This window comes from Candidatus Tisiphia endosymbiont of Micropterix aruncella, from assembly GCF_965178575.1.
Taxonomy (GTDB): domain Bacteria; phylum Pseudomonadota; class Alphaproteobacteria; order Rickettsiales; family Rickettsiaceae; genus Tisiphia.
Genome location: NZ_OZ238268.1, coordinates 520,281 through 534,303, shown reverse-complemented (window position 1 = coordinate 534,303; position 14,023 = coordinate 520,281). Strand labels below are relative to the sequence as shown.

Annotated in this window: 13 protein-coding genes and 3 pseudogenes; 12 read left to right on the top strand and 4 right to left on the bottom strand. The window is 29.7% G+C overall.

Annotation, left to right across the window (positions count from 1 at the left end):
* Nucleotides 1-32 precede the first annotated feature (32 nt).
* The 8 genes and pseudogenes from ACN1AG_RS02555 to ACN1AG_RS02520 form a co-directional block, all read left to right on the top strand.
* A pseudogene (locus ACN1AG_RS02555) lies at nt 33-542 on the top strand (transposase); the annotation flags it as partial.
* 165 nt (nt 543-707) lie between these two features.
* Nucleotides 708-1,088: pseudogene (locus tag ACN1AG_RS02550) on the top strand (transposase); the annotation flags it as partial.
* 3 nt (nt 1,089-1,091) lie between these two features.
* Nucleotides 1,092-1,220 (top strand): annotated as a pseudogene (locus ACN1AG_RS02545) (conjugal transfer protein TraI); the annotation flags it as partial.
* A 9-nt stretch (nt 1,221-1,229) separates the two neighbouring features.
* A complete protein-coding gene (locus ACN1AG_RS02540) occupies nt 1,230-1,805 on the top strand; it encodes a hypothetical protein (protein WP_417905381.1) in 576 nt (191 codons plus the stop codon).
* 233 nt (nt 1,806-2,038) lie between these two features.
* The gene (locus ACN1AG_RS02535) at nt 2,039-3,256 is read left to right on the top strand and encodes a toprim domain-containing protein (RefSeq protein ID WP_417905380.1); all 1,218 of its coding nucleotides are present in this window, start codon (nt 2,039-2,041) and stop codon (nt 3,254-3,256) included.
* A gap of 141 nt (nt 3,257-3,397) precedes the next feature.
* Nucleotides 3,398-3,748 (top strand): hypothetical protein, encoded by a 351-nt coding sequence (locus tag ACN1AG_RS02530; protein WP_417905379.1) that lies wholly within the window; start codon nt 3,398-3,400, stop codon nt 3,746-3,748.
* Between the two features lie 216 nt (nt 3,749-3,964).
* On the top strand, nt 3,965-5,599 hold the full coding sequence (locus ACN1AG_RS02525) for a toprim domain-containing protein (RefSeq protein ID WP_417905378.1): 1,635 nt from the start codon (nt 3,965-3,967) through the stop codon (nt 5,597-5,599).
* Nucleotides 5,600-5,749: 150 nt separating this feature from the next.
* Nucleotides 5,750-5,932 (top strand): hypothetical protein, encoded by a 183-nt coding sequence (locus ACN1AG_RS02520; RefSeq protein ID WP_417905377.1) that lies wholly within the window; start codon nt 5,750-5,752, stop codon nt 5,930-5,932.
* Nucleotides 5,933-6,050: 118 nt separating this feature from the next.
* Here ACN1AG_RS02520 and ACN1AG_RS02515 read toward each other — a convergent pair whose 3' ends face one another.
* The 3 genes from ACN1AG_RS02515 to ACN1AG_RS02505 all read right to left on the bottom strand — a co-directional run bounded on the left by ACN1AG_RS02515 (nt 6,051) and on the right by ACN1AG_RS02505 (nt 8,092).
* The gene (locus tag ACN1AG_RS02515) at nt 6,051-6,836 is read right to left on the bottom strand and encodes an MFS transporter (protein ID WP_417905638.1); all 786 of its coding nucleotides are present in this window, start codon (nt 6,834-6,836) and stop codon (nt 6,051-6,053) included.
* Nucleotides 6,837-7,088: 252 nt separating this feature from the next.
* Nucleotides 7,089-7,340: a helix-turn-helix transcriptional regulator gene (locus tag ACN1AG_RS02510; protein ID WP_417905637.1), complete on the bottom strand. Its 252-nt coding sequence runs from the start codon at nt 7,338-7,340 to the stop codon at nt 7,089-7,091.
* A gap of 386 nt (nt 7,341-7,726) precedes the next feature.
* A complete protein-coding gene (locus tag ACN1AG_RS02505; protein ID WP_417905376.1) occupies nt 7,727-8,092 on the bottom strand; it encodes a hypothetical protein in 366 nt (121 codons plus the stop codon).
* A gap of 711 nt (nt 8,093-8,803) precedes the next feature.
* On the opposite strand from ACN1AG_RS02505, the gene ACN1AG_RS02500 reads away from it, so the two are divergent.
* The gene (locus ACN1AG_RS02500; protein ID WP_417905375.1) at nt 8,804-10,246 is read left to right on the top strand and encodes a helix-turn-helix transcriptional regulator; all 1,443 of its coding nucleotides are present in this window, start codon (nt 8,804-8,806) and stop codon (nt 10,244-10,246) included.
* Nucleotides 10,243-12,693, top strand: coding sequence for a tetratricopeptide repeat protein (locus ACN1AG_RS02495; protein ID WP_417905374.1), 2,451 nt, complete (start codon nt 10,243-10,245; stop codon nt 12,691-12,693). Before ACN1AG_RS02500 ends, ACN1AG_RS02495 begins: the two co-directional genes overlap by 4 nt.
* 79 nt (nt 12,694-12,772) lie before the next feature.
* Here ACN1AG_RS02495 and ACN1AG_RS02490 read toward each other — a convergent pair whose 3' ends face one another.
* A complete protein-coding gene (locus tag ACN1AG_RS02490) occupies nt 12,773-12,958 on the bottom strand; it encodes an integrase core domain-containing protein (protein WP_417905636.1) in 186 nt (61 codons plus the stop codon).
* A gap of 402 nt (nt 12,959-13,360) precedes the next feature.
* Between ACN1AG_RS02490 and ACN1AG_RS02485 the strand changes: the two genes are divergently transcribed.
* Nucleotides 13,361-13,579: a type II toxin-antitoxin system Phd/YefM family antitoxin gene (locus ACN1AG_RS02485; RefSeq protein ID WP_417905373.1), complete on the top strand. Its 219-nt coding sequence runs from the start codon at nt 13,361-13,363 to the stop codon at nt 13,577-13,579.
* Entirely contained in the window at nt 13,560-13,814 is a 255-nt protein-coding gene (locus tag ACN1AG_RS02480; RefSeq protein WP_417905372.1) for a Txe/YoeB family addiction module toxin, read from the top strand. The genes ACN1AG_RS02485 and ACN1AG_RS02480 overlap by 20 nt, the downstream gene beginning before the upstream one ends.
* Nucleotides 13,815-14,023 lie beyond the last annotated feature (209 nt).

Here is a 14,023-nt window from a genome sequence, read left to right as displayed (position 1 = left end):
ATGTTTTTGTGGAAAAAGAAATAAACACAGGCATGAAAAAAGATATCACAGAATTATATAGTTTTATAGACGATTTTTGTAAAATTTACTATGAATACGAAAAAAAGAAATTATTACCAACAGAAAAACAAAGGAATCGCCGTTGTGATATGAGTTTAAGCGAGATTATGACAATTATGGTAATGTATCATACTTCTTATGCTAAAAACTTTAAATATTTTTATAAGACTTGTATAGAATATATCCACAAAGGTGATTTCCCAAAAGCATTGAGCTATAACCGTTTTGTCGAGTTAATGCCTAGATTGTTTGTCCCACTTAATATTCTTATGCATTTGTTATTTGGCGAGGAAACAGGTAGTTATTTTATTGATGCAACGACAATCAAGGCTTGCCATAATAAAAGGCGATATAGTAATAAAATATTTAAGGGGCTAGCAAAACATAGCAAATCATCAATGGGTTATTTTTATGGGTTCAAGTTACACTTAATTATTAATGAAAAAGGACAATTTATAGCATTAAAAATGACTAAAGGAAACGTTGATACGTCAATTCGGGATAAGGATTAGTAAAAATGCTTTAGCTATAACTAATACAAGATTTTGGATATGTATAAATTGCATTTCTGTGAATTCATACATTAATTGCTCTTCGTAGTGTATATATGTCTGCTATTTTTACTAATCCTTATCCCGAATTAACGTGTTGATGATAGGATTCCAGTACCTGAGTTAACAGATGGTTTAACTGGAGTTATGTATGCAGATAAAGGATATATTAAGCAAAACTTATTCGTCAGTTTATATGAAAGAGGATTAAAAATGGTGCATGGGATTAAGAAAAATATGCCAAATAAATTAATGGATTTAAAGGAGAAGATTATGCTAAGAAAACGTAATTTAATTGAAACAGTTTTTGATTATTTAAAGAACAAAATGAACCTTGAGCATACTAGACACAGATCACCTATAAATGCTTTTGTTCATATACTTTCTACACTAGTTGCCTATTCTCTTAAGAAAAATAAACCTTCCATAAATTGCAATTTCAACTTCCCTCTAAATTATAACCTTATCCCGAATTGACGTATCAAGAACTATCAACCACAAGCAAACGAGTACATAATAATCGCTGCAGATAATGACGGTCAGAACGCACCATCAGTAAAAACAATAACCATTGCTAAAGAAAAATTAGAACAGCAAGGTGCTGTAGTTTCTATAGTTATGCCACCAGAAAAAGGGGATTTTAATGATGTTCTTAAAGCTCAAAGCAAGGAAGCAATAAGAGAACTAATAGTACCTGAGATTGACAGATTAACAATATGTCATAAGCATAATAATATCAAATCTATCGGATTAGAAATTGTAAAGTCATCAGATGCCCTGAGTATCGATATATTACAGAAATTTCAAAATGAGCTAAAATCATTAGAAAAATTTGCGACAACAGAAAGTATAAACACCGCTCTGCAAGTATATCAACAACAAAATATGGAAGCTTTCGTCAACTATAGCCACAAGGCTTGTTCTAGAGCAATTGAGCAGAAGATAATAAATGACTTGATAACCATGCAGGACAAATTTAATCCTAATTATGACCTAGGTAATGTAAGGTTTTGTGATGTGGTAATATATGATTTTAAGGGCAAAAGCTATACAATACCAAAAGATTATCTAGCAGCAATAGGCAAAGACAGTCAAGCAATGCAATATATCAATCCAGAATCAATAATAGGTAAGGAAATAAAAAATGCCTCTGAAGTACAAAAAAATCGAGAGCTATCAGTTAAACTAGTTTAGAAATTATTAAAAAGGTAAATAGGTTAAGGATGCCAAAACTATTAATTGTATGAATTACACACTAATTTTAATTAAGTAGGTGATTGGTTTAAATCTGTAATTATAAATATTGGTAATAGTACATTTAAACCCGCAATATTACCAAATTAAAGGCAATATAGAGCCTGTAGTTAAAGTAGAAGAACTACTAGAATGAATAATTGAAACATTAAAAGATTAAAGAAATTATTGCTATGAACGATACTAATAAACAAACTAATGACTCGCAAGAAGTTATATCTGTAGGTCAGCAAGAAGGGGCAAAAAATACTAATCCTCCTACCTATAATAATTCTCATTCTGAGAGGGAATATCAAAGTAACTTGAATCGTCCACCAGAGATTATTGACTTAAAGCAAAAATTCTTACTTGGAGCAAAAAGTATAGCTACATCTCTCTTTGGTAAACCAAATGAATATTTATATAACAACCACACTTTATGTCAGGAAAAGAAAGGAGAAATATCAGTTAATCCTAGTAAAGATAGGGCAGCTTTAGATGAGTTATATGAGTTAGATAAATTTGACAAATACACCACAGAGCAGAGACAAAAAGCAAAAGATGCCGAAATGACTAGAATTAAACATGTCCAAACTCAATATAAGAACTCAAACCCTGTACAATACCTTACAGAAGATCAAGTAGTAAGAGAATATTTATCAAAACGTTGTGGAATTAAAACAGCAGCCCATCAAATAAGTCCAGATATTAGAGGTGTTATGATGATGTGGGATAGTTCAAGCAAAATGTACCATTCAGCCCTACTTGCCTTTGCCCGAGACTGTAAAGGTACTATTAGCGGTGTACAAGCAATATATTTCAATAAAGATAATGTCCTTGTTAATAAACATTGCCTTGGCAAAATTAGTGGTTCCTTCGTAGAGATTCAAAAAGGTATGTCGACAGATTCTCAGGATAACGCATCTGCAACTAACATTACCATTATCGCAGGAGAAGTAGAAAATGCTCTAAGTTTACAAGAAGCAGTTGGTTTTAACAATAGAATCCTATGTTCCCTTGGAGTTATTAATATTGAGAACTATCAACCACAAGTAAATGAAAGTATCCTAATTGCTGCAGATAATGATGGTTCAGATGCAGTATCATTAAGAACAGTAACCACTGCTAAAGCAAAACTAGAGCAACAAGGTGCTATAGTTTCTATAGTAATGCCACCAAAAGCAGGTGATTTTAATGATATTCTTAAAAACCAAGGTAAAGAAGCAATAAAAGAGATACTAGTACCGGAGATAGGCAAATTAGCAATTTATAGGCATAATAATATCAAATCTATGTTCCAACGTCAATTCGGGATAAGGATTAGTAAAAATGCTTTAGCTATAACTAATACAAGATTTTGGATATGTATAAATTGCATTTCTGTGAATTCATACATTAATTGCTCTTCGTAGTGTATATATGTCTGCTATTTTTACTAATCCTTATCCCGAATTAACGTGTTCCAGAAATTTCAAAATGAGATAAAATCATTAAACAAATTTGCGACAACAGAAAATATCCACACCGCTCTGCACACATATAAACAACAAAATATGGAAGCATTCATCAATTATAGCCACAAGGTTTGTTCTATAGCAATTGAGCAGAAAATAAAAAATGACTTACAACTCATGAACAACAAATTTAATCCTGAGTATGATCTGGGTGATACAAGGTTTTGTGATTGGGTAATACATGATTTTAAGGGCAAAAGTTATACAATGCCAGAAGATTATCTACTAGCAATAGTCAAAGACAAGCAGGTAATGAAATATATCAACCCAGACTCAATAATAGGTAGGAACATACAAAATGAATTAAGATATATCTCCGAAGTACAAAAACAAGATAGAAGGCTTTCCCCTTTGCTTGTACAAAAATTTAGAAGTCATGCCAGTTATTAAAAAAGTGAATAGACTAAAACTATTAGTATCATAGATAACTAACTATTTTGGAGAAAGCAGGAGATTGGCTTAAGTCTATTAATTATAAATATTGGTAATAGTGTACTTTAAATCTGCAATATTACCAAATTAAAGTAAATATAGAGCATGTAATCAAAGTAGAAGGACTACTAAGGACGAACAATTGAAACATTAAAAAATAAAGAGATTATTGTTATGAATGATACTGATAAACAAACCAATGAATCGCAAGAAGTTATATCTGTAGGTCAGCAAGGAGGGGCAAAAAATACTAATCCTCCTACCTATAATAATTCTCATTCTGAGAAGGAATATCAAAGTAACTTGAGTCGTCCACTAGAGATGATTGACTTAAAGCAACAACTTTTACTTAGAGCAGAAAGTATAGCTACATCTCTCCTTGGTGAACCAAATAAATCTTTATCTAACAGTCACACTTTATGTTGGGGAAAGAAAGGAGAAATATCAATGATGATTGTAGGCGAGAAAGCCGGTATTTGGCATGATCTTAAAGAAGGTAAAGGAGGAGATTTATTTGACTTGGTACAAAAAAAGAAGAATTGTAACTTTGTTCAAGCTAAAGAATATTTACAAGGTATGGTTGATCCTAGTAAAGATAGATCAGCTTTAGATGAGTTATATGAGTTAGATGAATTTGACAAATACACCACAGAGCAAGAGCAAAAAGCAAAAGATATTGAAATGACTAGGATCAAATATGTTCAAACTCAATATAAGAATTCAAACCCTGTACAATATCTTGCAGGAGTTTATGGTGAATATTTAGGACGTCGTGGAATTAAAACAGTGCTAGCAACCCATCAACTAAGTCCGAATATTAGAGGTGTTATGATGATGGGGGATAGTCCAAGCCAAATGTCCCATCCAACCATACTTGCCTTTGCACGAGATTGTAAAGGTATTGTTACCGGTGTACAAGCAATATATTTAGATAAAGATAATGTCCTTGTTAATAAACGTTGCCTTGGTAAAATTAGTGGTTCCTTCGTAGAGATTCAAAAAGGTATGCCAACAGATTTTCAGGAGAACAAAACTAACATCACCATTATCACAAGAGGAGTAGAAAATGCTCTGAGTATACAAGAAGCTGGTATTAACGGTAAAATCCTTTGTTCCCTTGGAGTTATTAACATTAAGAACTATCAACCACAAGTAAATGAACGTATCTTAATTGCTGCAAATAATTATGGTTTAGATGCAGTATCACAAAGAACAGTAACCACTGCTAAAGCAAAACTAGAGCAACAAGGTGCTATAGTTTCCGTAGTGATGCCACCAAGAGAAGGTGATTTTAATGATGTTCTTAGAACCCAAGGTAAAGAAACACTACAAAATATACTATTACCAGAAGTAGGCAAATTAGCAACTTATAGGCATAAAAATATCAAACCAATGTTCCAGATATTTCAAAATGAGCTAAAATCATTAGAAAAATTTGCAACAGCAGAAAATATAAACACCGCTCTGCAAACATATAAACAACAAAATATGGAAGCATTCATCGACCATAGCCACAAGATTTGTTCTAGAGCAATTGAGCAAAAAATAAAAAATGACTTAATAACCATGCGGAACAAATTTGATCCTGATTACGACCTAGGTAATGTAGGGTTTTGTGATGTGGTAATACGTGATTTTAATGGCAGAAGCCATGCAATACCAGAAGATTATCTAGTAGCAATAACCAAAGACAAGCAAGTATTGCAATATATCAACCTAGAATCAATAATAGGTAGGCAAATATTACATGAATTAAGAAATACCTCCGAAGTACAAAAAAATCAAGGTATATCAATTAAACCAATTTAGAAATTATTAAAAAGATGAATAAACTAAAACTATTGATACCATAGATACACAGCTAACTATTTTAGAGAAAGCCGGAGATTGGCTTCAATCTGTAGTCATAAATATTGATGATAAATTACACTTAAACCCACAATATTACTAAATTGAAAGTTGTATAGAGCCTGTAACCAAAATGGAAAAAATACTGAACAAACAGCTAAAACTTTAAAAAATGAAGAGATTGTTGCTATGAACGATACTAATAAACAAACCAATGAATTGCCACAAGATGCTGAAGATCGTATGATCAAACATGCTGTGTTACTATACACGTTAATTCGGGATAAGGATTAGTAAAAATGCTTTAGCTATAACTAATACAAGATTTTGGATATGTATAAATTGCATTTCTGTGAATTCATACATTAATTGCTCTTCGTAGTGTATATATGTCTGCTATTTTTACTAATCCTTATCCCGAATTAACGTTAAATGTAAAATTTACTCGTAGGAAGTGTGGTAAATAAATTGAAAAGATTGTTCCACCAGCGATTATATTTGTTATGCCTATTCCTCTTAGTATTTTTATCTTATTAGATTTAAGTATATTAAATAGTATTGGTATTGTAACTTTGATAGTTTGATTTTTATTATCCCTTTTAAATTCTTCAACATTTTCTAGGGTACGTCGTGAATAATAACCTATGATAGCTAATATTCTTCCAATTATGAATGGTAACCTCCAACCCCAAGTAAAAATTTCTCTCTCTGTAAAAACAAGATGTAATAGATAAAGGATAAACGATCCTAAAATAACTCCTAGGTTTGTAGAAGCCATTAAATAGCCTATATTTTTGGATAGGGAGAAGTTTTTGTTGAAATAGGAATTACTCATTATTGTAATTGCTCCTGGGAACTCTGCGGCATAGGATATTCCTTGAATTAATCTAGCCAGAGTTAATAAAATAGGGGAAACGATTCCGACAGTTTCATAGGAAGGAACTAGTCCAATTAAAAAAGTAGATATACCCATCAATAGTATCGAAAATGAAAATACCTTAACTTTATTGTACCGGTCAGCTATAAAACCTAATATAGTCCCACCTACAGGTCTAATTAAGTATGCTAAAGCAAAAATACTATAACCATGTAACAAATGCCCTGTATTACTATCAGAAGGAAAAGAGACTTTGCTTATATGCATAGCAAAAAGTCCATAGAGTGCAAAATCATAATATTCTAAGAAAGAACCAAGCATAATTAGAGTAAGTTTATTATTGAATCGCATTTTTCAAATCCAAATAAAAAATGTTGTAATGAGGGTAGTTAAATGATTAGATAACTATGTTAGTTCTATATTATAATTTACCCTCTGATTGTTAGATCGGAGTAGGAGTATACTTACAAGTTTTCCTTCCCACACTAGCATATACATACCTGTATATGGCGGTTCGTTTAGTCAACTGCTTTTCATTCTTATTGAGGCAACAATTCTTGCATAGTTAGTGTTCTATTTGAGACAATATGAGTTTAAAGCAGAATCTTCAAAGAAAGATATTAGCTGATTTTTATACCTAATACCTGTTTTAAACTTTATAGAGTTTAAATGCTCTTCAACAGTCCTAGAAGAAATTTTTAATTGAGTCCCTATCCCTTTAGCTGTTTTTCCTGATGAAAGGAGGTATAGACACTGCAGCTCTTTGTTAGTGAGATAAATATTTTTATGTATATAAAACCTTTTAATTCTTACTTGTTCTAACAAATTATCAATATTCAAAGTATTATTAGGTATTTTAGTTGTATCTATGTTAGATAACAATGGTGTGGCTGGTATTAAAATGTTATTAAAACTTCTTTCAACTAAAAGATTAATTTTTTGTTTAATATATATAACAAAGTGATCAAATAGTTTTAAATTATTGATAAAAAAGTTATTTAATTCGGTATTGTTTGCTGTGGTTGCAAATGAATAAGCATTAAAGTTTTTGTCTTCAAACTCATTAATTACGTTAATTCGGGATAAGGATTAGTAAAAATAGCAGACATATATACACTACGAAGAGCAATTAATGTATGAATTCACAGAAATGCAATTTATACATATCCAAAATCTTGTATTAGTTATAGCTAAAGCATTTTTACTAATCCTTATCCCGAATTGACGTTAATTGTAATGCCATTCCAGATATCGTATTTTCTATACATAGACAGTAGTTTAGTTTCTTCTAATTTCAATGGATTCCACAAAACATATCTGAACTTACAATTCCTTGCAATTGAACAAAGTCTAACATGTTCAGCATCCTCAAACATTTTGTGTTCAAGACTGAATTTAAGCCAATCATTATTTGTAGAGATATAAAATGCTTTTCCCTCATTAGATATTTGAATATATTCAAAATAAGTAATATTAAAATTATCAAATAAAGGTTTATACATATTTAATATATCTTCTCTTATACTTAAGTTATAAGCGATTACTGCTTTTGAAGAATTAAACAATCTACTTTCCATAATTATTTTTGCTTCATTAACATTTTAAAAAATAGTCATTTACATACCTTCTCTTTGCTAACTCGAGTATCCGTGATAGGAGTCAACAAATAATTTAAGTTTGGCATATTACCATAGTCAGTTAGTGATTTTTATAAGTAGAGCATTGTCTAATTAAACGCTGGTAATTTTACTATCACCCGCCAACCACTAAAATATCACATATTAATTAATATTTTCTAAATATATCCATTAATAATGATTCATAATTTATATGATTTAATAACATATCTTATTGCTAAAATATTAGAAAGAATGTCTAATCATACCACTTAGAGAATTTTACTTAGATATTCCTTACAAACATCTAAAAACCTATCATCATAAGTTAAGTAATACAGGAGTTTCCGCATTTTGAAAAAATGTGATAACATTACAAGAAAACATAATGTGATATGACGAGACATAAATGTAATAAAAATTTATATACATCATTTTTGCAAGCAAGCAGCGTTAGATATTCAGGCAAGGCGTTATCAGAGGTGAGTCCATATAAGATATCACATGATAGCGTTAGTCGATGGCTGAATACCCACAAACAACTTAGCTATTAACGTCAATTCGGGATAAGGATTAGTAAAAATGCTTTAGCTATAACTAATACAAGATTTTGGATATGTATAAATTGCATTTCTGTGAATTCATACATTAATTGCTCTTCGTAGTGTATATATGTCTGCTATTTTTACTAATCCTTATCCCGAATTAACGTTATTAGATAAAACTGTTACTTTTATAGGTATTATGCGAAATGAAGAAACACTAGGTGAATCAAAAACTCCCTCTTTAAAGTTAGAAATAATAAATAATGTAAAGTTTAGCCAGCGCGAGATAGATGTCATTGCTTGTGTTCTAGCAGGTAGGGGAAGTAAGACAATAGCCTCTTTACTAACTATTGCTCCAAAGACTGTAGAGGCTCACATACATAATATTATGGGGAAAATAACGTGTAATTCCCGAGAAGATATCATCAATTTTATAGAAAGATCAGATAAATCTCTTTTTTTGAGACAAATTTATCAGCATTTATTACTTAAAAATGATTTTAAAAAAACATTAATAGCAATATCTACTTTGCTACGTAACAAAATGCTGCCCCGAGTCATGATTTATCAATATGAGCTTTCAGAAAGTGAAATAATCTTTACCTCTAATCTAGAAGAGCATTTTAAATTAGCAGGAATTCCTAATATCAATAAAATAGAGGAAGGCTCTTCTTTTTCTCTTAAATGGAATGACATAAATTATCATATTATTCATATAGTTTCGGAAGAGTTAATAAAAAAATTGCAGGAGAATATAACAGATGGGTCTGCTATACAATTTAAATTTACAGATATAATTCTTCAAAACCCTGTTAATCATACTTTGCTTTTATTAGATAAAAATATATCTATTGTCCCTCAAAAATTTCTTAGAATTGACTATATTAGCTTCAAAACTCAAAACAGTTATTATTTAGTAGTATTGGAAGTGCTACGAAGAATAATAGGAAAAGTCAATATAGATCCTATAATCTCTAATTTTAAAAAAAATCTTTCTCTTTTTTCTGAAAAACCAGAAGAATTATTTTCTAATAAAGTAAGTAGTGTTGAGGAATTTGTTGTCAGGAAAAATATTTTCTCTTCTATAGAGAAAATATTTACAGAAAATAAAATAAGTATACTAATAGCATGTATTATTTTTAGTATTGTAACATTAATTAGCTATTCTAGCGTTCAAAAAGATAAGAAACATACTGTAATCTTACCATATAAAATACCTTTATTCCGCTCTGACCTAATTATTCCTGTTAGTATATTTATTGATAGACCTAAACTAATTTCAGCAATAGAAGAAAAGTTTAAAGATAATCAAGGTATTTATACGGTAGCAATAATAGGGATAGGAGGATCTGGAAAAAGTACTATGGCGAAATATTATGCACACCAACAACATGCTACGATTGTTTGGGAGATGAATGCAGAAAACAAAGAGAGTCTTTTACGCTCATTTGAAGCTCTTGCCCATAGGATCGCAAATGAAACTGAAAAGAAAATAGTAAGGAATATAAAAAAATTAGGAACTTTCAAGAGAGAGAAGACAATATTATTGCTTTTATACAAGATAAATTGAGAATTCATACTAATTGGTTTTTAATATATGATAATATAGAAAACTTTAAAGATATTAAGAAATATTTCCCGTGTGATTTCAAAGTATGGGGAAAGGGACGTATTCTAGTTACCACCAAGAATAATAACATACAAAATAATAGTTACATAAATAATAGTATTTTAATAGGAGAACTAGAAGATAAGGAAAAATTACAACTCTTTCTTAAGATTTTAAACAAAGGTAATACACACAAATTTACTGAGTTGGAGAATAAGCAAGCTCAAGAATTCTTGCTTAATATTCCCTCTTTTCCATTAGATGTATCTATTGCTGCCTATTATTTAAAAGCTACTAATATTTCTTACGAAAAATATATTGAACGTTTAAATCAACCTAGTCAAAATTTTGTAAAAGCACAAGAAGATATATTAAAGGAAACGGGAGAATATACTCAAACACGTTATAACCTCATCACCTTGTCTTTAAAACAATTTATTGAGATAAATGAAAATTTTAAAAACTTACTGCTATTTGTTAGCTTGCTTGATTCTCAAAATATTCCTAGAACTTTGTTAGATGAGTATGTTGATGAAAGAATAGTAGATAATTTTATATATCATTTAAAGAGGTATTCGCTTATTACTAACAAAAAAACAAATTCTTTTTTTCATTCTTTGATATCTCTTCATCACACTACTCAAAAAATAAGTTTAACCTACTTAATTAGAGACTTAGATTTAAAGAATAACCATCAACCACTGCAACAGATAAGCGATGTATTAGAAAAAGCGATTACTAATTCAATTGATAAAGAAAATTTTTCATATATGAAGCTTTTATTAACACATGTACAATCATTTTTAAGTCATAATAACATACTAACCTCTAAAATTAACAGTACTATTGGAGTAGGGATAGGATGTATTTATTATTATTTAGGTGAGGATTTAAAAACAAAAGAAATTATCGAACATAATATTATAAACCTAAATAAATATTATAGCAAAGACTATATTGGTATAGGACAGGCTCTAGCACATTTAGGAAACGTATATAGACGCTTAGGCAAATATGAACAAGCTAAAGATTTGTTGCAACAAAGTTTAACAATTTATAAAAAATATTCCAGAGCCTCTATTGGAACTGCAAAGACTTTAGGAGATTTGGGAATTGTTTATAGGCATTTAGATAATTATGAGAAGGCAAAGAATTCTTTGCAAGAAAGCTTAAGAATTTATAAAAAAAATGATAAAATGCACGTAGGAGCTGCACAAGTTCTAATATACCAAGGAATTATTTCTAGAGAAAAAGGAGACTACAAAGAAGCAGAAAATCTATTTACTGAAAGCATAAAGATTTATAAGAATCATCCTGAGCATGAAAAAGGATTGACTTGGGCTTTAATACATTTAGGAAATATTTACATAGATTTAGGTAACTATGAAACAGCAAAAAATATCCTTGAACAAGGATTAATAAGAGTAGAGGAACCATACTCCAAATATTATACTGATATAAGTTGGGGGGTAGTAAGACTAGGGTATAATTACCGAAAATTAGGTAACTATATGCAAGCTAAAAAATTACTTGAACAAAGTATAATATTATATAAAAAACATTACTTTGAAGAACATGTGGATGTAGGTTGGGGACTAATACATTTAGGAAATGTATATAGAGAAATGGGAAAATATAATAAAGCAAAAAACTTACTTGAGCAAGGTTTATCAATTTATACAAAATATTTTCCAAACAAGAATGCCCATATGATATGGGGACTAGCTAGCTTAGGAAATCTTTATAGAGAACAAGGAGATTACGAAAATGCTCATAAATTATTTAAAAACACTCTTGTAGCTTACAAAAAATTGTTTGGTGAAGATAATCTAAAAAGTAGTTGGATTTTAATTAAATTGGGGTGTCTCAATAATGATATTGGAAATTATATAATTGCCCAAGAGATGTTAGAAAAAAGTTGGACAATTTATAATAATTATTATGATAAAGATAACCTTAAAATAGTACAACTTACTTTACATTTAGGAAACTTATATAAAAATTTAGGAGAATATAAAAAGGCAAAAGAATTTTTAGAACAAAGTTATATAGGGTATAAAAAGTTGCATGGTGATGATCATATACGAACTGCTAGAGCTCTAAATTTTCTAGCAGAAGTTTATACGAGGGAAAATAAGCTAGAAATTGCAGAGAAAATGTTCTGTGAATCACTTAAAATACTTAAAAAACATCAACATCCAGATAGTTATTTACCTCTAGAAAATTTAGCGGATGTATATTTAACAAAATATACACACCTCAAAACCACTAGTAATGAGCAGCAGGAATATTTAAAAAATCAATCAAAAAATTATTTACTGCAAGCCTCAGAAATTATTAAAGTAAGCTTTCCCTTAAACTCTATCCACCTTAAAAGAATTCAGCACAAACTGCAAAATATGCATTAGGTGTATGGTGATCCCCTATGTCTAGACAAAATTTTAGCAATTTAGAGATATAATTCCCATGAAATTATTATTGTCACTATTATGCAACTTTTTGTTTATAGTACATCAAGCTAGGAGTCCTATACCCCAATGCTTGGTGCATTCTTTCGTGGTTATAAAAATCGATATATTCCTTAATAGCTGCTTTTGCCTCCTTTACAATTGTTAAAATTATTCGATAAATTTTTTCCTGTTTCAACGAATGCCAAAATCGCTCAACAAACACGTTGTCCAAAGCTCTACCTTTGCAATCCATACTTATTTAAACAACAGCAACAGCAAATGTAAGGGTAATACTGATTATCTTTCAAAATAGAATTAACATGGTATCATGGTATAATTTAGTATTAGGTCTATCATTAGTTAGAATTAAATTATTAATTCTATTTTGAAAGATAATCAGTATAAGAATTTTAGAATGAGTTTATAAGGTTTTTACCACAATCTGCTGAACTCAACTTTAAAAAATGACAAGTAAAATAGGTTAAGACAAAACCTATTGAAAATTTTTCTTTTTAATATTGATTTAACGTGGAGTATGTAATAATATTATGTACATGTACTTAAATATGTCAATATAATGGAAGCAATATCTTATACACAAGCACGTAATAAGCTATCTAGCATTATGGATAAAGTGTGTACAAATCATCACTCTTTAATCATTACTAGACAAAAACAAAAATCTGTAGTGATAATGTCCCTTGATGACTATAATGCTTTAGAAGAAACTTGTTACTTATTAAAGAGCCATAAAAATTCAGAAAGACTTAACCGTGCAATTAATGACCTTAACAAAAATATTAATTTTAAAAATATCACTATAAATGAAAGTATTATTTCATAATGATGCTTGGGAGGATTATCTTTATTTTCAGAAAAATGATATAAAAATTTTAGAAAAAATTAATCAGTTAATCAAGGATATATCTCGTTCACCTTTCTCGGGTATTGGCAAACCTGAACCTTTAAAATTTAGTTTATCTGGATATTGGTCAAGAAGAATAAATCAGGAGCATAGGTTAGTATATACCACTAAAGATAACACTATTTATATAGTGCAATGTAAATATCACTATTAAGAGAGGATTCAAAATCAGGGGCAAAAGTTAAATTTTGCTAAAAATATGCCTAGCTTTGGCTATATTATTAGTACAATTAAAGTTTTATTGTACCGATTAAGTTGCTACTTATATTACAAGACAGTTAAATTATTCTAATAATTTTGTAATGATCGTGGGTGATCCATTAAAGTAATAATGTAGCCCTAATGTGACCACTAACAATTTCA

What these genes read in the sequence shown, in the direction of transcription:
- ACN1AG_RS02540 (WP_417905381.1), top strand. Translation starts at nt 1,230, where the DNA reads ATGCCACCAGAAAAAGGGGATTTTAATGATGTTCTTAAAGCTCAAAGC.
- ACN1AG_RS02535 (WP_417905380.1), top strand. Translation starts at nt 2,039, where the DNA reads ATGAACGATACTAATAAACAAACTAATGACTCGCAAGAAGTTATATCT.
- ACN1AG_RS02530 (WP_417905379.1), top strand. Translation starts at nt 3,398, where the DNA reads ATGGAAGCATTCATCAATTATAGCCACAAGGTTTGTTCTATAGCAATT.
- ACN1AG_RS02525 (WP_417905378.1), top strand. Translation starts at nt 3,965, where the DNA reads ATGAATGATACTGATAAACAAACCAATGAATCGCAAGAAGTTATATCT.
- ACN1AG_RS02515 (WP_417905638.1), bottom strand. Translation starts at nt 6,836, where the DNA reads ATGCTTGGTTCTTTCTTAGAATATTATGATTTTGCACTCTATGGACTT.
- ACN1AG_RS02505 (WP_417905376.1), bottom strand. Translation starts at nt 8,092, where the DNA reads ATGGAAAGTAGATTGTTTAATTCTTCAAAAGCAGTAATCGCTTATAAC.
- ACN1AG_RS02500 (WP_417905375.1), top strand. Translation starts at nt 8,804, where the DNA reads ATGTCTGCTATTTTTACTAATCCTTATCCCGAATTAACGTTATTAGAT.
- ACN1AG_RS02485 (WP_417905373.1), top strand. Translation starts at nt 13,361, where the DNA reads ATGGATAAAGTGTGTACAAATCATCACTCTTTAATCATTACTAGACAA.
- ACN1AG_RS02480 (WP_417905372.1), top strand. Translation starts at nt 13,560, where the DNA reads ATGAAAGTATTATTTCATAATGATGCTTGGGAGGATTATCTTTATTTT.